This is a genomic window from Achromobacter deleyi (genome assembly GCF_016127315.1).
GTDB classification, from domain to species: domain Bacteria; phylum Pseudomonadota; class Gammaproteobacteria; order Burkholderiales; family Burkholderiaceae_B; genus Achromobacter; species Achromobacter insuavis_A.
Genome location: NZ_CP065997.1, coordinates 4,531,060 through 4,555,038, shown reverse-complemented (window position 1 = coordinate 4,555,038; position 23,979 = coordinate 4,531,060). Strand labels below are relative to the sequence as shown.

20 protein-coding genes are annotated in these 23,979 nt (G+C 67.8%); 10 read left to right on the top strand and 10 right to left on the bottom strand.

The window, feature by feature from the left end:
* Positions 1-12: 12 nt before the first annotated feature.
* Positions 13-2,130 carry a TonB-dependent siderophore receptor gene (locus tag I6I07_RS20710; protein WP_198483511.1) on the bottom strand — a complete coding sequence of 706 codons (2,118 nt, stop codon included), beginning with the start codon at positions 2,128-2,130 and terminating at the stop codon, positions 13-15.
* A 225-nt stretch (positions 2,131-2,355) separates the two neighbouring features.
* On the opposite strand from I6I07_RS20710, the gene I6I07_RS20705 reads away from it, so the two are divergent.
* Positions 2,356-3,342, top strand: a complete 987-nt coding sequence (locus tag I6I07_RS20705; protein ID WP_198483510.1) for a helix-turn-helix transcriptional regulator — start codon at positions 2,356-2,358, stop codon at positions 3,340-3,342.
* Positions 3,343-3,379: 37 nt separating this feature from the next.
* On the opposite strand, the gene I6I07_RS20700 is transcribed toward I6I07_RS20705, so the two are convergent.
* Complete coding sequence (locus I6I07_RS20700; RefSeq protein ID WP_198483509.1) at positions 3,380-5,560, bottom strand: TonB-dependent siderophore receptor; 2,181 nt, start codon at positions 5,558-5,560, stop codon at positions 3,380-3,382.
* A 217-nt stretch (positions 5,561-5,777) separates the two neighbouring features.
* Here I6I07_RS20700 and I6I07_RS20695 point away from each other — a divergent pair, with 217 nt between their 5' ends.
* The 5 genes from I6I07_RS20695 (at position 5,778) to I6I07_RS20675 (ending at position 11,105) form a co-directional block, all read left to right on the top strand.
* Entirely contained in the window at positions 5,778-6,710 is a 933-nt protein-coding gene (locus I6I07_RS20695) for a helix-turn-helix transcriptional regulator (RefSeq protein ID WP_054478116.1), read from the top strand.
* A 122-nt stretch (positions 6,711-6,832) separates the two neighbouring features.
* Positions 6,833-7,465 (top strand): RNA polymerase sigma factor, encoded by a 633-nt coding sequence (locus I6I07_RS20690; protein WP_232625671.1) that lies wholly within the window; start codon positions 6,833-6,835, stop codon positions 7,463-7,465.
* Positions 7,455-8,486 (top strand): FecR family protein, encoded by a 1,032-nt coding sequence (locus I6I07_RS20685; protein ID WP_082380564.1) that lies wholly within the window; start codon positions 7,455-7,457, stop codon positions 8,484-8,486. Before I6I07_RS20690 ends, I6I07_RS20685 begins: the two co-directional genes overlap by 11 nt.
* A 100-nt stretch (positions 8,487-8,586) precedes the next feature.
* Positions 8,587-8,832, top strand: a complete 246-nt coding sequence (locus I6I07_RS20680; protein WP_198483508.1) for a hypothetical protein — start codon at positions 8,587-8,589, stop codon at positions 8,830-8,832.
* Between the two features lie 17 nt (positions 8,833-8,849).
* Positions 8,850-11,105: a TonB-dependent receptor gene (locus tag I6I07_RS20675; protein WP_198483507.1), complete on the top strand. Its 2,256-nt coding sequence runs from the start codon at positions 8,850-8,852 to the stop codon at positions 11,103-11,105.
* Between the two features lie 116 nt (positions 11,106-11,221).
* On the opposite strand, the gene I6I07_RS20670 is transcribed toward I6I07_RS20675, so the two are convergent.
* The gene (locus I6I07_RS20670) at positions 11,222-13,135 is read right to left on the bottom strand and encodes a B12-binding domain-containing radical SAM protein (RefSeq protein WP_198483506.1); all 1,914 of its coding nucleotides are present in this window, start codon (positions 13,133-13,135) and stop codon (positions 11,222-11,224) included.
* A gap of 255 nt (positions 13,136-13,390) precedes the next feature.
* Between I6I07_RS20670 and I6I07_RS20665 the strand changes: the two genes are divergently transcribed.
* The 4 genes from I6I07_RS20665 (at position 13,391) to I6I07_RS20650 (ending at position 17,271) form a co-directional block, all read left to right on the top strand.
* Entirely contained in the window at positions 13,391-13,798 is a 408-nt protein-coding gene (locus I6I07_RS20665; protein ID WP_198483505.1) for a hypothetical protein, read from the top strand.
* A gap of 204 nt (positions 13,799-14,002) precedes the next feature.
* Positions 14,003-14,998, top strand: coding sequence for an AraC family transcriptional regulator (locus I6I07_RS20660; protein WP_232625670.1), 996 nt, complete (start codon positions 14,003-14,005; stop codon positions 14,996-14,998).
* 183 nt (positions 14,999-15,181) lie between these two features.
* A complete protein-coding gene (locus I6I07_RS20655) occupies positions 15,182-16,216 on the top strand; it encodes a DUF1254 domain-containing protein (RefSeq protein ID WP_198483504.1) in 1,035 nt (344 codons plus the stop codon).
* A gap of 35 nt (positions 16,217-16,251) precedes the next feature.
* Positions 16,252-17,271, top strand: a complete 1,020-nt coding sequence (locus I6I07_RS20650; RefSeq protein ID WP_180189049.1) for a helix-turn-helix domain-containing protein — start codon at positions 16,252-16,254, stop codon at positions 17,269-17,271.
* A 22-nt stretch (positions 17,272-17,293) separates the two neighbouring features.
* Here the strand turns inward: I6I07_RS20650 and I6I07_RS20645 are convergent, their stop codons facing one another.
* The 7 genes from I6I07_RS20645 to I6I07_RS20615 all read right to left on the bottom strand — a co-directional run bounded on the left by I6I07_RS20645 (position 17,294) and on the right by I6I07_RS20615 (position 23,943).
* Positions 17,294-18,085 (bottom strand): hypothetical protein, encoded by a 792-nt coding sequence (locus I6I07_RS20645; RefSeq protein ID WP_054460463.1) that lies wholly within the window; start codon positions 18,083-18,085, stop codon positions 17,294-17,296.
* A 38-nt stretch (positions 18,086-18,123) separates the two neighbouring features.
* Positions 18,124-18,957: an acid phosphatase gene (locus I6I07_RS20640; protein ID WP_054478088.1), complete on the bottom strand. Its 834-nt coding sequence runs from the start codon at positions 18,955-18,957 to the stop codon at positions 18,124-18,126.
* A 250-nt stretch (positions 18,958-19,207) separates the two neighbouring features.
* Complete coding sequence (locus I6I07_RS20635) at positions 19,208-19,666, bottom strand: carboxymuconolactone decarboxylase family protein (RefSeq protein ID WP_198483503.1); 459 nt, start codon at positions 19,664-19,666, stop codon at positions 19,208-19,210.
* Positions 19,667-19,728: 62 nt separating this feature from the next.
* Complete coding sequence (locus I6I07_RS20630) at positions 19,729-20,715, bottom strand: Bug family tripartite tricarboxylate transporter substrate binding protein (protein WP_054429756.1); 987 nt, start codon at positions 20,713-20,715, stop codon at positions 19,729-19,731.
* Between the two features lie 69 nt (positions 20,716-20,784).
* Entirely contained in the window at positions 20,785-21,783 is a 999-nt protein-coding gene (locus tag I6I07_RS20625; protein WP_198483502.1) for a cyclase family protein, read from the bottom strand.
* Positions 21,784-21,832: 49 nt separating this feature from the next.
* Positions 21,833-23,077 (bottom strand): CaiB/BaiF CoA transferase family protein, encoded by a 1,245-nt coding sequence (locus tag I6I07_RS20620; protein ID WP_420094512.1) that lies wholly within the window; start codon positions 23,075-23,077, stop codon positions 21,833-21,835.
* A 20-nt stretch (positions 23,078-23,097) separates the two neighbouring features.
* Entirely contained in the window at positions 23,098-23,943 is an 846-nt protein-coding gene (locus I6I07_RS20615) for an HpcH/HpaI aldolase/citrate lyase family protein (protein WP_198483500.1), read from the bottom strand.
* Positions 23,944-23,979: the final 36 nt, after the last annotated feature.

Genomic DNA, 23,979 nt, shown 5'->3' with positions numbered 1-23,979 from the left:
AATCCGCCCGTCTCACCACTGATACCCCACCTTCAAACTGACCACCCTCCCCGCCCCCGCGAAGCAGCCGTTATCCAGGTCATAGCATCCCCCGCTATACCGCTTGTCCGTCAAGTTCGACACATTCAACTGCACCTTCGTCCCTTTCAAGCTGGGCACCTGCCGCCCCAGGTCGTAATGCAGTTGCGCATCCACCAAGGTGTATCCCGGCACGCGGAAATCCTGCAGCGTCTTGTATCCGCCCCAGCTTCCGCCGTTATGCCGCACTCCAAGCGCCGCGCCCAGGCCGGAGGACGCATCCCACGCCAGCCAGACGCCGCCAAAGCGCGTCGGCACGCGCGACGGGGTCCTGCCCACTTCGTTGGCATTGCCCTTGGTGTATTCGACGTTCTGCCAGGTATACGCCGCGATCACGCTCCACTGCGGTGACAGCCGCGCATGCGCTTCCAGTTCCAGCCCGCGCGAGCGGACTTCGCCCGACTGCACGGATAGGCGCGGGTTGGCGGGGTCGGCGCTCAGCACGTTGGTCTGGGTCAGGTGGTAGATCGCCGCGGAGAACAGGGCGTCCCAGTTCTCCGGCTGGTACTTGAGGCCGGTCTCGAACAGCTCGCCCCGGGTCGGCTTGAACGGCTCGCCGCTGGCGGGCAGGCTGTTCACGGGCTCGAAGGATTGCGCGTAGGTCGCATACGGCGCCAGGCCATTGCCGAAGCGATACAGCGTGCCGACGCGCACGGTGGTGGCCTGGTCCTTCTGCGTGAAGCCGCTGTGCCATAGCCTGTCGGTGGCGTCGATGGTCGACCAATCCTGGCGCACGCCGATGGTGGTGTGCCAGTTGCCCAGCGCGATCTGGTCCTGCACGTAAAGACCGGTCAGCGTCGAGCGCATGCCCTTGTCCATGACCGTGGGCGGGACGGGCTGCGGCGCGCTGTAGACGGGATTGTAGAGGTCCAGCTTGGTGCCGTTGTAGGTCGTGCGGTAGTCGCCGTCGCCGCGCATCTGTTCCCACACCAGGCCGGCCAGCAGTTCATGGCGCGCGGCGCCGGTGGCGAAGCGCCCTTTCAGCTGGTTGTCCAGGGTGACGCTGTTGTAGCGTTCGGTGGAACCCAGCACCTGGCGGTCGATGGTGCGCAGGTCCGGCTGCAAGGCGGCCAGGACCACGGCGTCATAGTCGCTGTCGACGCGGGTGTAGCGGCCGTTCAGGCTCATCGACCAGTCGTCCGCCAGCTTCTGGTCGAACTGGTAGCCCACAGCGCGGATGGTGCGCGCGAACGTGTCGTAGCCCGGCTCGCCCACGTTGAAGCGGGGCGGCAGTTGGCCATGGGGGTTGGGCAGTACGCTGCCGATGCCCGGCACCGACGAGATCATGCCCAGGCCGGGATCGTCCTGGTAGCGCGCGTACAGCGTGAAGCGGGTGGCGGCGCTGGGTTGCCAGGTGAGCGAGGGCGCGACCGCGCGGCGGCGCAGCCAGGTGCCGTCCAGCTGGCCGTCGCTGTTCATGGCGGTGCCGACGACCCGGAACAGCAGCGTGCCGCGTTCGTCGGCCTTGCCACCCAGGTCGAACGAACCGCGACGGTAACGGCTGGTGCCGCCTTCCAGTTCGATGAGGCGCACGGCGTCTTCGCGCGGCAGCTTGCTGGTCAGGGCGATGACGCCGCCGGGCGTGGAGGTGCCGTACAGCACCGAGGCGGGGCCGCGCAGCACTTCCATGCGTTCGAGCAGGAAGGGATCGACCTGCTGGCCGCCGAAGACGATGCCGCGGCTCAGGCGCATGCCGTCCAGGAAGGTGTCGACGGGGCCGTTGTCCGTGGTGAAGCCGCGGATGCTCATGTCGTCATAGGCGGTGACGGCGCCCCAGGATTCGGTAGCGACGCCGGGCGCGTAGCGGAAGGCCTCGTTGACCGAGCGCACGTTGCGCGCGTCCATCTGCTCGCGGGTGACCACCGAGAGGGACTGCGGCGTCTCGATCAGGGGCGTGTCGGTGCGCGTGGCGGAACTGGAGCGGCGCGGCACCACGCCGTCGTCCTGCGCAATGCCGACGACCTCGACGGACGGCAAGGTGGGCGCGTTCCCGGTCTTGCCCGGCTCGGCCGCCTGCACTGCGCCCGGCTGGGCCCAGGCCAGCAGCAGCAAATGAAATCCGACAGTAAGAACCCGGGGCGATGCGCATCTGGCGCGGGATTGGAAGATCATGAGCGTGGTCCGTTTGTTTGATGGCATGCATCCCGAGACCCGGCGCGTGTCGCCGGCGCGATGTATGGACATTGCTTTGAAGCCGCTCCATTTAATATTGCGTCTCATTCCTTTAACTACCCGGATCGGGGCGCAGCCCCCGAAACGGTTCCCCGGCACCGCTTTATGAAGACCCACCCCGACATGCCGCGCCACGCCGCCCCTTCCGCCCTGCCCGACTTGCCCACGTCCTCGATGTTCGACACGGACTTCCTGGCGCACTTCCTGCCGGGACAACGGCACCGGTTGGTCTACGTGCAAGTGGCGGAAGGCATCGAGCTGTGCCACTGGCAAAGCGCGTTCGAGCAGCCGTTCACCGTGCACACGCGTGACGACGGCGGCCGTGTATTGCTGTCGTATCAACTGCGCGGCGATACCGATTGCTGGCTGGAAGGCAGCGTCGCCGGCCAGGGCGAGGCCGTCAGGGAAACGTCCGGCTGCGTGTACTACACGCCGGATCGTCGCGGACGCTTTGTCCAACAGGGGGTGTGCGAGAGTCTGACCGTTGCGCTGCGGCCGGACGTGCTGCGCACGTGGATCGAGGACGAAGAGGACGCGCCGCTGCGGCGCTCACTGGACTCCGGCAGCTGCTTTCGCACCGGCTACCGCGGCGAGAAGCTGCATCAAGCCGCGCTCGCCATCAGCCGCGAGTTGAAGCACCTGCGCACGCCCGCCTGCGACACGCCCGGCGCGCGGCTGATCCGCGAAGCGCAGGCCATGATGCTCACCGGCCTGTTTCTCGAAACCGGCCACGCGGACCTGCGCCGCGCCAATGCCGCCACGCCGCAACGGCAACGCCTGATGGCGGCGCGCGACTATCTGCTGGCCGACCTCGCCCACCCGCCCACGCTGGCGCAGATGGCCGCGGAGACGGGCTTGAGCGCCATGCGCATCAAGCGCGGGTTCCGCGAGCTGTTCGGCCACAGTGTCTATGGCCTGTTCCAGCAGACGCGGATGCGCGAGGCGCAGCAGCGGCTGCGGGCGGGCAAGGTGACAGTGATGGAGGTGGCGTTCGACCTGGGGTATTCGAATCCCAGCCACTTCGCGGCGGCGTTCCGGAAGGAGTTTGGCGTGGGGCCGGGGGAATTCAAACGCGGGGCGGCGGGCGCATGACGCGCCAGCATCGCCTCGCAATGCCGACTCCGTCCCGCTACCACTGATACGCCAAGGTCAGATTCACCTGTCGTCCCAGCCCCGGGAAGCAACCCGTGCCCAGGTCATAGCAGCCCGCCACATGACGCTTGTTGGTCAGGTTGGCAACGTTGAGTTGCAGCCTCGCGCCCTTCATGGACGGCGATTGCCGCCCGAAGTCGTAGTGCAGTTGCGCATCGAGCAGCGTGAATGACGGCGTGCGGAATTCCTCCACTTGCATGCCGCCGGCGGTACCGCCGTGGTAGCGCGCGCCCAGCGCCGCGCCCAGGCCCGACGGCGCATCCCACGCCAGCCAGACGCCGCCGAATTGCGCCGGCACGCGCACGGGCCGCTTGCCGACGATATCCGCACTGCCCTTGGTGTATTCGACCTGCTGCCAAGTGTAGGCGGCGATCACGCTCCATTGCGCGGCGAGGCGAGCACGCGCTTCCAGTTCCAGGCCGCGAGAACGCATCTCGCCTTCCTGGATACGCTGCCATGGATTGGCGGGGTCGGGGATGAGCACATTGGCCTGCGTCAGGTCGTAGAGGGCGGCGGTGAACAGCGCGTCCCAGTCCAGAGGCTGGTATTTGAGGCCCGCCTCGAACAGTTCACCCCGGCTGGGCTGGAACGGCGTGCCGCGGGCCGATAGTTGATTGATGGGCTGGAACGACTGGGCGTAGGTGGCATAGGGCGCCAGGCCGTTCTCGAAACGATAGAGCGTGCCGATCCGGCCGGTGGTGGCGCGATCATGCTGCGTAAAGTCGTTGCGCCAACGAAAGTCCACGGTGTCGATGGTGGAGCGGTCATGCCGCAGGCCGAGCATGGTGTGCCAACCGCCGAACGACAACTGGTCTTGCAGGTAGAAGCCCATCTGCGTCGAGCGCACGCGATTGTCCATGCCCACGGGCAAGGCGGCGGGGATGGGCATCCCGTACACCGGTTCGAAGATGTCCAGCGACGGGATGTCCAGCGACGGGGGCTTGCCCTTTCTGAAGTCGCCACGACCCCGCAGTTGTTCCCAGCTTATGCCGGCCAGCAGTTCGTGTTGCAAGACACCGGTGGCGAAGCGTCCGCGCACCTGGTTATCGAGCGCGAGGGTGTTATAGCGTTCGTCCGACGCGTTGGCGTAGCGATCGATGGTGCGCAGGTCCGGCCGCAAGCCTGTCATGCGCACGGCGGCGTACTGCACGTCGATATCGGCGTAGCGGCCGTTCAGCGACAGCGACCAGTCGCCGGCCAGACGCTGGTCGAATTGATAGCCCGCCGCGCGCTGGGAGCGGGAGAAGCGATCATACGAAGGCTCGCCCGTGTTCAAGCGCATTGGCAGCCGACCGTGCGGGTTGGGTAGCATCGTGCCCTGCGCGGGCAGCGAACCGATCATGCCGGACTGGGGGTCCCCCTGATAATGCGCGTACAACGTAAAGCGGGTGGCCGCGCTCGGTTGCCAGGTCAACGACGGCGCGACCGCGCGGCGACGAACCGGCGCGCCGTCCATGTGGCCGTCGCTGTTCATGGCCGTGCCGACGACGCGAAACAGCAGCGTGCCGCTCGCATCGGCCGCGCCGCCCAGGTCGAAGGAAGCGCGCCGGTTGCCATACGATCCCCCCTCCAGCTCGACCCGCCGGATGGCCTGCTCGCGCGGCAACTTGCTGGTCAGGACCACCACCCCGCCGGGATTGGCCCTGCCATACAACACCGATGCCGGACCGCGCAGAACCTCCATGCGTTCGAGCAGAAAAGCGTCGATCTGCTGCGACCCGAAGACCAGGCCCTCGCCCATGCGCAAGCCGTCCAGAAAAGTGTCGACCATATCGTTGGTCGACGTGAAACCACGGATGGTGAGTTCGTCATACGCGCCGACGCCGCCCCAGGCTTCCGTGGCGATGCCGGGCGCGTAGCGGAAGGCTTCATTGACGGAATGGACGTCTTGCGCGTCCATTTGCGCCCGCGTGACGACGGAGATGGACTGCGGCGTCTCGACCAACGGCACGCCGGCGCGCATCGCCGCGCTCGCGCGCTGGGGCACGAGGCCTTCGTCCTGCGGCAGACCGTCGACCTCGATGGCGGGCAACGTGGCGGCCTTATCCGCATTGACCGATTGCGCGGCGCCCGGTTGGGCCCAAGCCAGCACCAGTAAATGAAATCCGACTGTCAGAAGCCGGGGCGATGCGCATCGGGAACGGAAATGGAAGATCATGGGCTCAATCCGGTGGGTTGAAGGAAATGCCTCGCCGCGCCATCCGGCCATTGTTCGGACGCGCGCCGGCGAAGGTTTCAAGCAGCCTCATTGGATGTTGCGTCTCGTTCCCTTCCACACCTGAATCGGGTTCGTTCCACCCGTATCGGCTCGCCATCGCACCATGCCCCAGCGATTCCCCGCCGCGCCTGCTGCTTGCGCCCTACCGGCCTCGGCCATGTTCGACCCGGTCCGCCTTGCGCCGCATCTGGCGCGGCAGCGCCACACGCTGATCTCGGTGGCCGCGGGCGACGGCGTCGAGCTCTGCTATTGGCAAAGCGCCTTCAGGCAACCGGTGTCGATCGATACGCAGGGCGGCGACCGCGTGGTGTTTACCTATCAGTTGCGGGGCCTGACCCGTTGCTGGACGGAAGGCGGCCCGGCGGATCAGGGCGAGCACGCCCGCGAAACGTCGGGCAGCGTGTATTTCGCGCCCGGACGGCGCGGCCGCTTCCACCAGCATGGCCCCTGCGAGAGCGTGTCAATCGCCGTACGTCCGGACGTGTTGCGCGGCTGGATCGGCGACCTGGACCGCCCGCTGCAGCGGTCATTGGATTCAGGCGCCTGCTTCCTGGGCGGCTATCGCGGCGCCAGGCTGCACGAGGCGGCGTATGCGGTAAGCCGCGAACTGAAACACCTGCCGCCGGCGGCCCCGGCCACGATCGCCGGCATCCGCCTGCTCCACGAAGGCCAGGCGCTGTTGCTCGCGGGCCTGTTCCTGCAAGCCGGCCGCGCGGGCACGGGCCTGCCGAACCGCACCGTGACGCACCGCCAGCAATTGTTGGCGGCCCGCGATCACCTGCTCGCCGACCTGGCGCACCCGCCCACGCTGGCGCAACTGGCCACCGAGGCGGGCATCAGCGCCATCCGCATCAAGCGCGGGTTCCGCGAACTGTTCGGGCATAGCGTGTATGGGCTGTTCCAGCAGGAGCGCATGCGCGAGGCGCAACGGCGCCTGTTGGCGGGCGGGGTCACGGTGATGGAGGTGGCGTTCGGCCTGGGGTATTCCAACCCAAGCCATTTCGCGACCGCCTTTCGCAAGGCGTTTGGCCTGGCCCCCGGGGAATTCAAACGCCGGGAAGGATTTGACGGCGGGGAACGCTGCCCGTGATCCGCGCCGCGCCACCCGGGTAAACGCCCGCTTGCACGACCGCCCGCAAACAAACCATAATACGAATCATTCTTACAAAATCCTTCTCGCTCCGCTGGCCGGGGCGGCGTTCTCCTTGCCCGATGTCAGCGCCCTCCCCGCCCCACGCCACCAAGCGGACCACCCCAGCCACGACGCTGCGCGAGTTCGTCGACGAGCTGCTCAGCCACTACCGGGACCTGTATCGGCACCTGACCTATCAGCTGCGCAATTCCGATGACGCCGCGGATATCGCGCAGTCCAGCTTCGAGCGCGCCTACGCCAGCAGCCTGAGCCGCCGTCCGGACGAGAGCCCGGGCGTGGAGTCGTCGCGCGGGCTGCTGTTTCGCATTGCCCACAATCTTTGCATCGATGAAGCGCGCCGCCGCAAGGTGGCGCAGGCCTGGTTGAGCGAGCACGCGCCGCTGCAGGCGGAGCTGACGGCGCCGTCGTCCGAGCAGCTGGTGTCGCAGCGCCAGATCGTGGAGCGCGTGGCCGCGGTGCTGGCGTCGCTGCCGCCGCGCCGGATGCAGGCCTTCGTGCTGTTCCGCGCCTATGGCTACAGCCGCGCCGAAATCGCGCAGCAGCTGGGCATTACCGAGGCGGCGGTGGCCAAGCACCTGGTGCGCGGAACCCTGGATTGCGCTCGCGCGTTGCGCCATCTGCACCTGGACCTGGGGCCGGCCGGCGCCTGCGCACCCGCGGCATCCGAACCAGTGACGGACGATGGCAACTGAGATGATGCGGGACGGCCCCGACGAAACGCTTGTCGAGCATGCGCTAGGCCTGATCGCCACGTCCGAGATCGCCACGGCGCGCGCCGCCCGCCAGGCGGCGTCCCGGCTGACGGCCTGGCGGCAGCGGGCGCCGGTGCATGAACTGGCCTACCTGGAAGCCCAACGGCGCTGGCAATTGCTGGCCAGGGTGGCGCCGGACATGCGCGAGCATTTCCAGGAAGACAACCCGGCCGCAAAGGCCCCCGGGCTGTCACGCCGCACGCTGCTCGGGCTGGGCGCGGCGGGCGCCTGTACGGCCCTGCTGGGCACGGGCTGGGCCTGGCGCCGGCCGTTGTATCAGGCGTCCTACGAGACCGGCCCGGGCCAACTGTCGCAGGCCCAGGTGCCCGACCAGGCCGATGGCGGCGGGCTGGGGACGCGCATCGACCTGAGTCCGCAGACGCGGCTGTCGGTCAGCCTCTACCGCCACGAACGGGTGGTGCAATTGAGCCATGGTGAGGCCCTGTTCACGGTGATGCCGGACGCCGATCGGCCGTTCCGGGTGCGCACCCGGGGCGGCGACGTCGAAGTGGTGGGCACGGTGTTCACGGTCAGCGACCGGGGCGGACCGGTATCGGTCGCGGTGGAAGAAGGCCATGTCCGCTTTCAACCGGCGCCGCGCGATGCGCGCTGGTACACCCTGTCGCGCGGCGGTCCGACCGTGGACCTGCGCGCGCCGGCGGCCGTCAGCTGGCGCAATGGCGAGGTCGACGCCGTGCGGCGCATCGACCCGGAAAGCGTGGCGGCGTGGCGCAACGGCTGGTTGTGGTTCGACAACCAGCGACTGGACGAGGCCCTGCCCGCGATCAACGCGTTCCGGAATCACCCCCTGAAAGCGGCCGACCCGGCGGTCAGTGCCTTGCGGTTGACGGGCCGGTTCCGTAGCGCGGACGCCGGCAACGCCGCCCAATTGCTGGAGGCCATCCTGCCGCTGCAGGCGGCAACCCGTCCCAACGGCGATGTCGAATTGCGCCTGCGCTGATTTTTTTCGCTCGGGGTGTCTCCGTTTCCGCGCCCCGTCCGTCTTCTGTATCGATAGGCCGCCCAGCAGGGCGACGATTCTCTCGATAGACGGAGTTGAAATGCACCAATTTGGTATGGACCAGGGCCCGATTCGCCAGCCAGCCGCCGCCAGGCGGCAGACGCCCCACGGGGCAGCTGCCCGCGCCCGCGGCCCGCGCGGCATGGGCGCCGCGTTCCTGCGTTCGTCGCTGGCCTTGGCGCTGGCCGGCGCGGCGGGCTTGCCGCTGGCCACCCTGCCCGCCCCGCCCGCGCCCAGGCGCCGGCCGACGCGCGCTACAGCATCGATCTGCCCGCCCAACCGCTGAACACGGCGCTGACGGCGTTGTCGCGCCAGACCAATACGCCCATCATGGCGGGCGGCGCCGCCACCGCCCGCCATCGCGCGCCGGCGGTGGCGGGCCGGATGACAGTGCAGGACGCCCTGTCGCAATTGCTGGCCGGCACGGGCCTGTCCAGCGCGGCGCTGCCCGGCGGCGGCTATGCGGTCACCGCGCCCAGCCAGGGGCCCGCCGTCACCACGCTGGCCCCGGTGCAGGTGACGGGCCGCCCGCAATTGGCCGAGCCTTACGCTGGCGGCCAGGTGGCGCGCGGCGGCCGGGTCGGGATGCTGGGGGAACGCGACCTGATGGACACGCCGTTCAACCTGTCCAGCTACACGTCCGAACTGATCCGGAACCAGCAAGCCAATTCCATCGCCGACGTGCTGGCCAATGACGCCTCGGTGCGCACGGTCAACGACGGCCAGGGCTCGGTGGCCGGCACCGGCGACGAATTCCAGATCCGCGGCTTTCCGGTGCGCAACCAGGACGTGTCGTTCAACGGCCTGTACGGCATGCTGCCGCTGCGGACCATCGCGATGGACGCGGTGGAACGGGTGGAAGTGCTGAAGGGCCCGACCGCCCTGCTCAACGGCATGAGCCCGCGCGGCAGCGTCGGCGGCGGCATCAACGTGGTGCCCAAGCGCGCCGGCGACGAACCCCTGACGCGCCTGACCGCGACCTACCAGTCCGATTCGCGTTTTGGCGGCATGATCGACATGGGCCGGCGCTTTGGCGAGAACAACGAATTCGGCATCCGCTTCAACGGCTCGTACCGCGATGGCGACACCGCGGTGCAGAACCAGTTCAATCAACTGGGCACGGCCGTGGTGGCGCTGGACTACCGCGGCGACCGGCTGCGCGTTTCGCTGGACGCGGGCCACCAGACCAATGACATCGACGCGCCGGGCGATTCCGGGGTGCTGATCTTCGGCGACAACCTGCCGGTGCCGCGCGCGCCCAAGGCGTCAAAGGGCTATTCGCCGGACTGGGGCTATTCCAGGTCGCGCGACAACTACGGCGTGCTGCGCGCCGAATACGACATCACCCCGCAACTGACGGTGTTCGGCGGCGTGGGCTACCGGCGCAGCGAGAACCGCTACCTGTACGCCGATCCCATCGTGGTCGGCCAGGGCGGCGAACTGCTGATGCGGCCGTATTACTGGCCCAGCTTCGAGCAGAACACATCGTCGGTGTGGGGCGCGCGCGGCAATTTCAATACCGGGCCGGTCAAGCACGAGGTGAGCCTGAGCTATTCCACGTTCGAGCAGCGCGCCGGCTATTACGACTACTACATCTTCGGCATGTCGCCGTCCAACCTTTACGACCCGGTGGAAATTCCCAAGCCGTCCATCGACGGCCTGTCGAGTTCGCCGCCGCGCACCTCGCTGCTGAAGCTGCCCACGATCGCGCTGGCCGACACGCTGTCGTTCGCCGACGACCGCGTGCAGCTCACCGCCGGCGTGCGCCACCAGACGGTGAAGGCCACCAACTACAGCTATGTGACGGGCAAGGAGACCTCGCACTACGACAAGTCGGCGGTGACGCCGGCGTTCGGCCTGGTGGTCAAGCCGTGGGACCATGTCTCGCTGTACGCCAACTACATCGAAGGCCTGACCACCGGCCCCATCGCCCCGGCCGGCACGTCCAACGCGGGCGAGATCTTCGCGCCGATCAAGACCAAGCAGGTCGAGGCCGGCGTGAAAGTGGACTTCGGCTCGGTGACGACCACCTTGGGCCTGTTCCAGATCAAGCAGCCCGCCGGGCTGACCACGTTCAGCGACGGCGTGACGCGCTATGACGTCAGCGGCGAGCAACGCAATCGCGGGGTGGAGCTGAATGCGTTCGGCGAACTCGCGCCGGGCGTGCGGCTGCTGGGCGGCGTGACGTACATCCAGCCGAAGATGACGCGCACCGCCAGCGCCGACACCGAAGGCAACAGCGCCGTGGGCGTGCCGCGCTGGATGGCCAACATCGGCATGGAATGGGATCCGTCGTTTGCGCCCGGGGTGACGCTGAGCGCCCGCGCGCTGTCGACCAGCTGGCAATACCAGAACCTGGAAAACACGCGGCGCATCCCGGGCTGGACGCGCTGGGACCTGGGCGTGCGCTATGCGACGCGCGCGTTCGACCATCCCGTGACGCTGCGCGCCACGGTCAACAACGTGTTCGGCAAGGACTACTGGTCGTCGGCGTCCGAGGGCTATCTGCGCCTGGGATCGCCGCGCTCGGTGATGCTGTCTGCGTCGGTGGACTTCTAGGCGGCTGGCGGGGCGTCGATACCCGACGGATACCGGGCCGTGGCGATGGCTCGGTATCCGTGGCTTCACGGCGCGTCGGCACGGGACGGCAAAGCCCGGCCCGGCCAGCAAACGCCCTATGCGTGCTGGCTCAACGCCTTCGCAATCCGATGCCGCCCCACCGTCGTCTTCGGCACCTTGAACGGAAACCAGCTACGCACGTCCTCGTCCAGCCCGATACCATGCATGTAGTTGTAGATCGCCTTCTTCAGCGCCCGTCCCAGCGCGTCGTGATCCACCCCGGTCGGGTCGTCGAAGCCGATGTCGTTCTTGGCGAACGTCACGTCCGGCAGCGGCCGCAGCGTCACGCCGTATTCCTCGGGGTTCAGCCCCACCGGGGAGTGCACCGTACAGGCGAAGCGGTGGAAGAACCCGCTCTGGATACAGCCGTTCTCGAACAGCTGGCGCACGTATTCCAGCGCGTCGACGGTGTCCTGCACGGTCTGCGTGGGAAAGCCGTACATCAGGTAGGCGTGCACCAGGATGCCGGCGTCGGTGAAGGCGCGGGTCACGCGCGCCACCTGGTCGACCGACACGCCCTTCTTCATCAGGTTCAGCAGGCGGTCCGAGGCGACCTCCAGGCCGCCCGAGACGGCGATGCAGCCGCTGTCGGCCAGCAGTTCGCACAGCTCGGGGGTGAAGGTCTTCTCGAAACGGATGTTGCCCCACCACGAGATGCCGGCGTTGCGCGCGATCAGTTCCGTGGCCAGGGCCTTGAGGGATTTGGGCGGCGCGGCCTCGTCGACGAAATGGAAACCCGTCTGGCCGGTTTCCTGCACGATGGCCTCGATGCGGTCGGCCAGCACGGTGGCCGAGGCGCCTTCGTAACGGCCGATGTAGTCCAGGCTCACATCACAGAAGCTGCACTTTTTCCAGTAACAGCCGTGCGCCACGGTCAGCTTGTTCCAGCGGCCGTCGCTCCACAAGCGGTGCATAGGGTTGAGCATGTCCAGCAGCGACAGGTAGCGGTCCAGCGGCAGGCCGTCCCAGGTGGGCGTGCCGACCTCGGCGAAGGCGACGTCGGGCTCGACCAGGTTGACGTAGCGCACCGCGCCGCTGTCGGCGTCGCGCAGGAAGGTGCGCACCAGGCGCTCGCGCGAGCGCTTGCCTTCGACGTGTTCCAGCAGCGCCAGCAAGGGGCGCTCGCCGGCGTCGAGGCTGACGAAGTCGAAATAGTCGAAGACGCGCGGGTCTTTCAGTTCGCGCAGTTCGGTGTTGACGAAGCCGCCGCCCAGCACGGTGATGATCTTGGGGTCTTGCGCCTTGATGGCCTGGGCGATGCGGAAGGCGGCGTAGACGGCGCCGGGGAACGGCACCGACAGCAGCACCATGGTGGGCTGGTGGCGCGCCAACGCTTCCAGGGTCAGGTCGCGCAGGGTGTCGTCGACCAGGTTCAGCGGCGCGGCCAGCGCTTCGGCCAGCGGGTCGAAGGTCGGCTGGCTGCCGGCCAGCGACTCGGCGTAGCGCACGAATTCGAAGCGCGGGTCGATGCCGTCGCGCAGCACGTCGGCCAGGTCGTTCAGGTACAGGGTGGCCAAATGCTTGGCGCGATCCTGCAGGCCCAGGGCGCCGAAGGCCCAGCCCAACGGGTCGCCGCCCTCGTCGTCCATGTACACATCCAGCGAAGCGAAGCGCGGGCCTTCAGGCAGGAAGTTACGGCCAACGATGCGGTGGGCCAGCGTCGAGTCGCGCCCTTGCAGGAAGGCGATCACCGGGGCGATGGTGGCCAGGTAGCGCGGCTGCATGGCGATGAAGGCCCGGATCGCGGGGGTGTGCTTGTCCAGCGGCAACGCGTCCACCTTGGCCGCCACGGCGCGCAGGCCGTCGGGCGACAGCAGGCGCAAGACCAGCGCCAACGCCAGGTCTTCCTGTGTAGCCGTGACGCCGCGGGAGCGCAGGAAGCCGGTCAGGTAGGCGGTGGACGGGTATGGCGTATTGAGCTGCGTCATCGGCGGGATGACGGACAGCACGCGTAGGGGCGTGGCAGACATGAGACACGGCGGGAAACGCCGTCAAAGCGGGGATCGAGGGGGGATTATAGTTACCGGCGGATCCGCGCCGGTGCAATGCGGAAACACAAGGGGCATCGCGTGCTGAACGGAGCCGGTGGTGATTCGGTATTGCGTGATGCCTGCCGATCAGCGCCCGGATACTGATCCGTTATATTCGTTTCACTATCAGCGGGCGCTGCCGCCGCCTGCGATGGGACCGCAGAAACCAAGTCGATACAGGATCCCCCGATAACAATGCCCAATCCAAAACCCGCCCTGTCTGCCCCCCGGCTGCGCCGTTCCGCCCTGGTTCTTCCCCTCGTCCTGCTGGCCGCCTGCGCCGCCCCGACCACGTATCGGCAGGACGTCAGGGGCATTCCGGTCAAGGGAGAACCGCTCACCACCGATCCCCCCTACGTGCTGGAAAAGCTGGTGCCCTTGCTGTCCATCACCAGCGGCTGCAAGGAGACGCCGAAATCCGTGGCTGTCGCGCTGGTCAGCAAGTCCGACGACATCCGCGCCAACACCGCCGGCACCGCGCTGGTCTCGGGATCGGCGCGGGAGGCCTGGAATTTCGAGGCCTGCGCCCGGACGATTCCGATGTACGTCACGTATACGTTCACGCCGGATGGGCGGACGGCGTATAAATTCTCGGCGAAATGATTCGGCAGATGGCCCGCTGAAAGGCGTCGGGCGGGAAACGGCCTCCCGACGCCACAATGCCGTGAAGGTTCCACGCGGCCACCGCGCCAAATGTCTCATCATTTGCGGCGATTCGTCTCACCGGGCCAGGTCATGCGCTCAGGGCGGAAGACCTCGGGGTAAATTCGGCCGGGAATTCCCTCTCAAGCCGGCCATTCCTGTTCCGTGTCCGAACCCGCACCGCCCTACGCGCCATCCATCAAGCTGCGCAGTTTCCTGCAGATGGCCCCTTACCTCGCCAGTCGAGGCGTGTCCCCGCTCGAGTTCTTCAAGCGTCTGGGCATCTCGCCGAACATTTTCCAGAACCCCGATATCTGGCTGCCCCGACAGGCCTGCTTCCACATCGCGAATGAAATGGCCCGCATTACGCAGGACCCGTTCGGCGGCGCCCATGTGGGGCAGTTGACCGAACTGCGTTCGCTCGGGGCATGGGGCCACCTGGTCTTGCGTTCGGCCAATATCGCGCAAGCGTGCGCCATGGCCGCCAACAATGCGGAAATGCTGCACCAGGGCGGCAGGGTCCGCATCGTCACGGAGGGCCGCAGCACCCGGCTGGTTCACAGCTTCACCGGCCGGCTCGACGCGGATCCGCGGCAGTTCATTCTCGGCAGCCTGGCCGTGCTGCGGAAGATTCCCCTCATGGCCGGCGACGCCTCGGCCATACGGGTGCATCTGAAAACGCCCCGGACACGGGGCGACGACGCCCTGGAGGCGAGCCTGGGGCCGAACATCGTGACCGGCGCCGAGCATGACATGATCGAATTCGACCGCGATCTGCTCGACAGCCCCCTGCGCACATTGAAGGACGATGCCAGCAAGATCACCGCGGCGCTGGAATGTGCGATCAATACGGCGAGCCTGCTCGCCACGCATATGTCCGATCAGGACAAGGCCAGACTCGCCTGGATCGCCAGGACCATCGGCCTGTCGCCGCGCACGCTGCAACGACGCCTCAAATCCAGCGGCGTCGATTTCGACGCCTTGCACGACGAGACGCGCCGATGCGAGGCGCTGCGGCTCATGGGGCAACAACGCTATTCCGCCACGGAAATCGCCTACATGATCGGCTACAGCGATCCCTCGCATTTCACGCGCGCGTTCAAACGATGGACCGGGCAAAACCCCTCGCGCTTCCGGGCGGCGCTGCGCCACCGCGCCTGACCCGAAGCCTCGGTGGCGGGACGGGCCGGCGCGCATGCGCTTTTTGGCACCAAATGGCAAGCCCGCCGCGGACCGTTCTTGTACAGTCCGCCTCGCCCCTCCCGCAGCCCAGGCAAGCCACGCGCGAGCAGCGCGTAAGCGCTTTGGAATGCGGCATCAAGCCCCTATGATCGAAGGACCTCAATGTCACGCACCTCCGCCTCCCGCCTCGTTGCCCTGACGATGGCCATTGCCGGCGCCGCCCACGCGCAGTCCTCTCCCGATGCCGCCATCCCGGTGGGCGTCGACAATTTCGTGCGGGCCGAGACCGACCTGTACATGGCGAAAATCGTGGCCGATGGCAGCTTCGGGCGGCTCGTCCATAGCCGCGAGCCGGTTTCGATCGACGCGCAGAATGTCATCCGCATGAACCGGGACACGCTGTATTCAAGCGCCGTGTTCGACCTGGATGCCGGCCCGGTGACCATCACCCTGCCCAAGACCGGCAAGCGCTTCATGTCGATGCAGGTGGTCGACCAGAACCATTACGTGCCGGCTGTCTTCTACGGCGCCGGCCGCCATACCCTGAGCAAGGAGGTGATTGGCACCCGCTATGTCTTCGTGGCGATCCGCACGCTGGTCGATCCCGCCTCGCCCGAGGATATCCGCCAGGTGCATGCGCTGCAGGACGCCATCGCCGTCGACCAGGTCCGCACGGGCGAATTCGTGGTGCCGAAGTGGGACGCGGCCAGCCAGAAGACCGTTCGCGATGCGCTGCTGGTGCTGGGTTCGACGGTGCCCAACTACAACCGCGCGTTCGGCACTAAGGACAGCGTCGACCCCATCCAGCACTTGATCGGCACCGCCACGGGCTGGGGCGGAAACCCCGCCAAGGACGCCACCTATCTCGGCGGGGCCGTGCCCGACAATGATGGCAAGACCATCTATCGGCTCACGGTCGGCCAGGTGCCCGTCGACAGCTTCTGGTCGGTCAGCGTCTACAACGCGCAAGGCTACTTCGAAAAGAACCCGTATGGCGCCTACTCGTTGAACAACCTGACTGCCAAGAAAAGCGCCGACGGCTCGATCGCCATCCAGTTCGGCGGCTGCGACGGCAAGATCCCGAACTGCCTGCCCACGATGGCGGGCTGGAACTACACCGTCAGGCTGTATCAGCCGGGCCAGGCGATCCTGGACGGCCGCTGGCGCTTTCCGGAGCCGCAACGCGTCTCGCCCTAGCCTTCGACGCGCCCGATTTGGAGTAAAACGTCACCATGACCTGCCTGGAAGCGTTCATTTCCACCGATGGCATTGCCCCCTCGCTTCGTAATGATTACTGGCGCGAGGTGACGCGCCCGTTCTGCGACACGACCGTGGTCTCCAGCGACAAGGGGGCCACGCTCGAGGGCACCATGCGCATCCGCCACCTGGGCGGGTTGACGCTGGGCGCCACGACCTTCAATGCGCAGCGCTACAAGCGCGACCGGCCGACGATCGCCCGCAGCGGGCTGGACCATTATCTGGTGCATGTCGTGGTCGCGGGCTCCATACATGGGGATTTCGACGGCCGCGATGTGGTGGCGGGCCCGGGAGGCATCTGCTTCATCGACCTGGCGCGCGCCTACCACTGCCAGGTCGACGCCGGGCAACGCCTGGCGATGACGATTCCCCGGGCCGGTATCAACCAGGCGCTGGGCGCGCGCGACCTTCACGGACTGGTGCTGCAGGCGGGCAATCCCATGACGCGCCTGCTCAAGGATTACCTTTGCGGCTTCCACGCGGTCTCGGGCCAGCTCTCCGCGAGCGAAGACGCGGCGGCGCTGGAGGCGCTGGGCACGCTGCTTTCCGCGGGCCTGGTCACCGCGGCGCCTGTCGAGCATTCGCCGACCTCGGTGCTGGGCCAGGCATTGCGCATGCGCGTGCTGGACTATATCGACCATCAATTGACGCAGCCCGATCTCGGCCCGGAGCGGCTGATGCAACGGTTCCGGGTGTCGCGGGCGCATCTCTACCGCGTCTTTGCCGACCTGGGCGGCGTTGCCCACGTCATCAAGCGCAAGCGGCTGGATGCGGCCTATGCCCGCCTGGTCGATCCGCGCCACGCCGCGCAACCGGCGAGCCAGGTCGCGGCGCATTTCGGTTTTCGGGACATGGCGCGATTTCGCAAGTCATTCATTGCGCGCTTTGGCCTGGCGCCGGACGAGGCCAGCGACAGCGGCCGGCGGGGTTGTCCGCCCGCCACCGACGGCGACAACGCGCTGTCCAGCCATTTTTCCGCGCACAGCCGGCCGTGAGCCGCTCAAACGCCGCGCGGACTCAAAACCGGTAGGACAGCCCCAGGATAGGCCCCTGCTGGATGACGTTGTAGACAAAGCCATTCCGATTGAAGTTGACGCCCAGCGCGCGGTATCCCAGCACCGCCGCCAGGTCTGACTTGAACTGATAGGCCACCGCGGCCGTCGCGTCCCAGTCGAGCTTGGCCTGCCCCGCGCCCACCACGCCCCAGCCGGTCAGGTACCAGTGGTCGCTCAGGGCATATTGCCCCCGCAGGCCGGCGACCGCGTCGATCCAGGTGGCGCTGTCGCGTTCGCCACGGCCATCCAGCAGGCCGCCTTTCACGGAGAGCCTGGTGCTCGCGTACCAGAGCCGTCCGCCGCCGATGACGTCAAGGTGCCCCTGGTCGCCCCCGAGCACTTCGTACCCCGCCCCGAAGAAGCCGGAGAAGGACTTGGACGTGACATCGACGCGCCTGCCGAGCACGCCGCGCCCGATGCTGCCGCCGGCGGAGAGCTGCGCGTACATGACATCCGCGACCAACGAGAAGCGCTGATAGCGCGCCTCCATCGCCCCCATGAAAGCCAGGTCCAGCTCGCTCATCACGTCGCTGAAGCTGGAGTCCAGGCGGGTCGCCGGCTGGCCGAACTGGCCCACCGTCCCGCGGATGCCCGACGCCCAGGCGTAGGGGCTGGCGTTGAATTGCCACTGCGCGGACGAGCGCGATGACTTGTCCATCAATGGGCTGATGGGCAGGGCGCCATCGGCGAACGCGGCCTGGCATAGGCCCAGCGCCAGACTCGGGGCAATCAGGGCGGCGAAAAAGGATTTCATGGTGTCTCGATGCGGCAGCGTGATAAGGGGAGAACGCGTCATCGCGGTTGCGACAGCGCCGCTTCCTCCGCCGCGCAATCCAGGCCCGGCGCCGACCCGGCGGCCTGCATCGCCCGCACCTCCTGGCGCGCGCCATTCAGGTCCGCCACGAACTCGGCGTTGTCACGCAGCAGCGCCACCGTGGCCGCGCCCATCGTGCGGCCGGCGTCCACGTCGCTTTGCCAATGCGCGTTGCAGATGACCCGGCTTTGCCCGAACTCCAGGCCGCGCCGCAGCAGGCGATTGGCGCGCTCGGGATTGACTTCGGCCAGCACCAGCGCCCAGGCCCAGCCCGCCGCCGTGTGCCCCGACGGGTATGAACCATCCTTGCGCAACAGCGGTTCCTGTTCCGGAAAGCACGTGCCTTCATCGTGGACCACGAACGGCCGCGCGCGGTTGTAGGTGTTCTTGACGCCGTAAGTGGACAGTCCGGCATCGGTAAGCACTTTCTGCATCAGCCGGTACAGGTGCGGGGTCTGCCCTTCGGTGATGGCAAAGCCCATGGCGCACGAGAAACTGCGGGCCGGTTGCGGAAACTGCAGATCCGCATCCAGGCGGGCCAGCGTGGCGCGCGCGGAATTGCGCAGGGGCACGGTCGCCGCCCTGGCCTCTTCATCGCGCGCCAGCGCCGCGCTGGCCGCGGCGGGCGGCGGCCCGAGCAGTTCCAGGCTGTCGGGCAGGCGCTCTTTTGGCAGATAGCCCGGCGCCAGCTGAAAATGCGGGTCCGTGATCGCGGGATCCGGCTCGTTCCCCGCCCCGCTTGCGAGCGCGGCGCCGATACCGAGGGAGAGAAAGAGAGCGCAGCCTGCCTTGCGACGTAGTTTTGCGAGCATGGATGATCTTGAGCATCAGTCGAATTGCGGAACGCTTCATCGCGGCCGGTCGCGCCGTGGCGACCGTCTGGAGCGTGAAAGCGTGGGCGAATTTACACGGATGATCGAGATAAGAAACGCAAATACCGCGCGCTGAGACAGAACGGCGCGATTAATGGGACATTGTGCGTCGTGGGGGCCGTCCGCGCGGGACGCAGGCCGCTTTTCTCCGGTCATTGCAGGCGTCACCGACGCGCCCGCCAGGCCAGGCTCACTTGCCGCCGTCGCCAAACAGATCCGCCTGCCGCGCCTGCGCCGGCGCCAGCACATACCCGATCTCCCCCGCCACCTCCCGCAGAATCCCCTGCGCCAGATTGAACGCGGTATTCGCCGCCGGCACGCCCGCGTAGATCGCGTTCTGCAGCAGCACTTCCTTCAGTTCATCCGGACTCAGCCGCGATTCGTCCTTCGCCGTCAGGGCGGCGCGCACGTGCAGCTCGAATTCCTCCCAGCGGCCCAGCGACAGGGTCACCGCCAGCACCATCATGCGCCGCGCCTTGTGCGGCAGGCCGGGACGGCTCCAGATGTCGTGCCAGGCGTAGCGGGTGATCAGGTTCTGGTAGTCGGCGGTGAAGGTGGTGGCGCGGTCCAGCGAACGCTGCACCCATTCTTCTCCCAGCACGGCGCGGCGGTTGGCCAGGCCGCGCTCGAAATCGTCTTCCCGGCTCATTGCGGCATCTCCCTTGAGTGCTTTTCGGCGGGGCGGGCAACGGCGCTGCCCGCCCCTGTCGATCAGTTCACGGTGATGTTATTGGTTTTCACGACCTCGGCCCAGCGGACCTGTTCGGCGTCGACGAACTTGGCGAAGTCCGCGGCGCTGCTGCCGACCGGGGTCAGGCCCAGCTTGGCGAGCTTGTCGCGGGTTTCGGGGCGGGCCAGCGCCTTCTGCACCAGGTCCTGCAGCTTGGCGACAACTTGCGGATCGGCGCCCGCGGGCAGGAAGAAACCGTTCCATTCGACGACATCGAAGGCCTTGACGCCGCCTTCGCTGACCGTGGGCACGTTGGGCAGGTCGGGCATGCGCGCGGCCGACGAGACGGCCAGCGCCTTGAGCTTGCCGGTGCTGACGTAGTTCAGGCTGGACGCGGCGTTGGCGAAGTAGACGTCGACCTGCCCGCCCATGACGTCGACGATGGCCGGCGCGCCGCCCTTGTACGGGACGTGCACGACGTCGATCTGGGCATCCTTCTTGAGCAGTTCGGCGGCCATCTGCGCCAGGCTGCCCGGGCCATACGAGGCATACGTGTAGCGGCCGGGATTGGCGCGCGCCGCCTTGATGAAGTCCGGCAGGCTGTTGAAGGCCGAGCCGGTGGCGGCGACCAGGATGTTGGGCACGCTGACGGCCTGCGAGACGGGAATGAAGTCCTTCTTGGCGTCGTAGGGCAGTTTGCGTAGCACGGGGTTGATGGAGAACGCGGAGGCGTCGTACAGCACGGTGTAGCCGTCGGGTTTGGCGCGGGCCACGTAGGCGGCGCCGATGGAGCCGCTGGCGCCGCCCTTGTTCTCGATGACGACGCTTTGGCCGGCGACTTCACCCATGCCCTGCGCGATGATGCGGGCGGCGTTGTCGGCGCCGCCGCCGGCCGAGTACGGCACCACCACGGTGATGGGCTGGTCGGGGTAGCCGGCGGCCTGGGCCGCGCCCAGGGTGCAGGCCAGGCCCAACGCGGCGGCCACGGGACGCAATGCGGCCAGGGCCGCGTGACGGGTTTTCTTCATGTGTGCTCCTCACGTCTCCCCTGCGGGGATGTTGAATCGATCAAGGATCGTGGCGCGATCCGCCCGAGGTCAGACGGTCGCGATGGGGTTGACCGGCGCGCCCACCAGGCCGGGCACGTACATCGGTGCGGCGGTCAGGAAGAAGGCGTGGCGGCCATGCTGGCGCAGCCAGTGCGCCAGCGGGGTCAGGTGCCAGAGTTCGCCGAGCGGCAGGCCCAGCTTGAACAGGCATTGTTCGTGCAGCGGCAAGAGCGGCCCGCTGCCCGATTCCAGGTGATGGTTGCGCAGTTCCACCGCGTGGTTGTCGGCGGCGATGGCGGCGATGCGGCTGTCCTTGATCCAGGCGAGCAATTGCGCGTCGGCGCCGTCCAGCACGCAGCAGCTGGTCTTGAGCCGTTCCTGTTCGTCGTCGCCCAGGGTGAGCGCCAGGTCGGCCAGGCCGGTGTGCAGGCACAGGATGTCGCCGGGACGCGCCTGCACGCCGTCGGCCTGCATCACGTCCATCAGGTCCTGGTACGAGACCTTGCGATGCGCGTCGCCGAAGCGGGCGCGCAGGTCGACCATGACGCCGCGGCCCTGGATGCCGTGCCGCGCCATGGGCGCGATGGACAGGTCCTGCGTGCCGGTGAAGCCGTCGGCGCGCGGTTCGCTGACGGTAAACCCGTTGTAGCCGGTGGGCTGCGGCTGGCCGGTGCCGTGGGCGTCGTACATCGCGCCGACGTGGCCCAGGGCGTCCCATTGCGTGGAGTACTGCGGCGACAGCGTGACGCGGTCGTCGCTGACGACGTCGGTGGCGCCCGGCACGTCGCGCGCCAGGGGATAGCGGTAGACCGGCACGCCGTTCTTCTCGGCGGGCTGGATCACCGGGCCCTTGCGTCGCGGGTTGAGCACGGGCGCGCGCGGCACCGTCAATGGCAGGCTCAGGGAAAAAGACAGCCCTTCCCGGATTTCCGCGACGGCGGCCAGGCGCGCCTGGCGGTCCAGGTGGTTCAGGGTGCCGAGCTGGTCGTCGTCGCCGAAATCACCCCAGTTGGAGCCTTCGGGACGCTGCTGGTAGCGTAGACGCATTTTTGTCTCCTCGTTCTGTCTCGGACGAGTCTTGTGATCGTTTTGCTGGCTATTGCACCACCGAGGATTGCCGCAGTCGGTCGATTTCGGACGCGGTGTATCCCAGGGTGGACAGAATTTTTTCGCTGTGTTCGCCCAGGCCGGGCGCGCCGGGCCGTGCATCCGACTCGCCGCGCCCCGCCCCGGGCTCGCCGACGGGCGTTTGCGCGGCGTCGCCGAAATGGGCCCATTGCGCCAGGCCGAGGTAATCGCCGGCCTGCGGGTTGTGGTACGGACGCATGAGTCCCATGGCTTCGACCTGGGGATGGTCGAACATGTCCTCGACCGGGCGCACTTCGGCGCAAGGCACGCTCTGCCCAAAGCGCTCGGCCCATTCGCGCGCCGATGCGCGCGACAGCGCCTGGCGCACCCGCGGCACCAGCACGGCGGCCTGCGCCGCGCGCTTCTTGACGGAGTCGTAGTCGGGGTGTTCGGCCAACTCAGGCAGGTCGAGGTGGCCGCACAGCGCGCGCCAGAAATGCGGCGTATTGGCCGACAGGTACAGGTGGCCGTCGCGGGTGGGATGGATGCCGGTGATGCCGCCCGAGCGCATGTCGCGCTCGATGTGACGCGATTCGCCGTCGGCCCACACCAGGCGGGCCGACTGCATCGCCAGCGCGCTGCCCAGCAACGAGACTTCGATCGCCTGGCCGTATCCGGTCTTCTCGCGGCGGTAGAGGGCCGCCGCCACGCTGTTCGAGATCAGCGCGGCGCCGTAGTAATCAACCACCGAGCCGTACAGCACCTCGGGCGGGCCGTCGGCCTTGGCCTGGGCCGCGCACATGCCCGTCATGGACTGCAGCACCTGGTCGTAGCCGGCGTGGCGCGCCATCGGGCCCACCGCGCCATAGCCGGTCATGGCGCAATAGACCAGGCGCGGGTTGACCGCCGACAGCGTGGCGAAGTCGATGCGCAGGCGTTCGGGCACGCCGGGCCGGAAGTTGTGGACCAGCACGTCGGCCTCGCGCACCAGGCGCAGCAGGATCTCGTGGCCGGCGGCTTCCTTCAGGTTCAGGCACAGCCCGCGCTTGTTGCGATTGATGCCCAGGAAGGCGCGGCTTTCGCTGGCCAGCGTCGACGGGTATTTGCGCAGGTTGTCGCCTTCGGGCGGCTCGACCTTGATGACGTCGGCGCCCATGTCGCCCAGCAGGGCGCAGCCATAGGGGCCGGCGATATAGGCGCTCAGGTCCAGGACCTTGATGCCGGCCAGCGGCAGGTCGGCGGGGGATGCTTGTTGCATGGGGAATTCACTCATTGTCGGTGTCGGGACCGGCCTCACGCTACCCGGCCGGCGGCCAGCAGCACGTCCTGGGCGCGGCGCACGAACGGGGCGTCGATCATCTTGCCGTCGAGCAGGAAGGCGCCGACGCCGTCATGTTCGCGGCTGGCGGACACGATGCGCTCGGCCTGCGCGACCTCTTCGGCGTTGAAACCGAACACCTCGTTGGCGATGGCGATCTGGCTGGGATGCACGCACGACTTGCCCAGGAACCCGAGCGAGCGCGCCAGTTGCGCCTCGGCCCGAAAGCCGTCGGCGTCGCGCACGCGGGCATAGGCCGCGTCCATGGCGTACTTGCCGGCGCAGCCGGCGGCCAGGCGCAGCGACAGCATCACCATGCGCAGCGTGTCGGGCTGGTAGCGCTCGATGCCGAGCGGCTCGAACAGGTCGGCCAGGCCCAACTGCAGGCCGGCGACGCGGGGATGGGCCGCGGCCAGTTGCGCGGCGTCCGCCAGCGCCCGCGGGGTTTCGACAGTGACCAGGAATTCACCGGCGAAGCCCGCTTCCGTGGCGTCGTCGATCGCGGCGCGCAGCGCGCCGGCGCGCTCGACCTTGGGCAGGTTCAGCACGTCGATGGGCAGGCCGCGCAGCGCGGCCAGGTCGGCGGGATAGTCGGGGGTGTCCGCGGCGTTGACGCGGACGATAATTTTCTTGGGATGTTGCGCATTGGCCGTGGCGAACGCGGACGCGCCCAGCCAGGCGGCCAAAGCGGCGCGGGCTTCCTGCTTGCGGGGCGGCGCGACCGCGTCCTCCAGGTCGAAGGACAGCGCATCGGCCGCGCTGAACAGGGCCTTGTCGAACAGTTCCGGACGCGAGGCCGGGACGAAAAGCTTGCTTCTCATTGATGTCTCCTGGGGGCATTGTGGCGCTGGAGACAC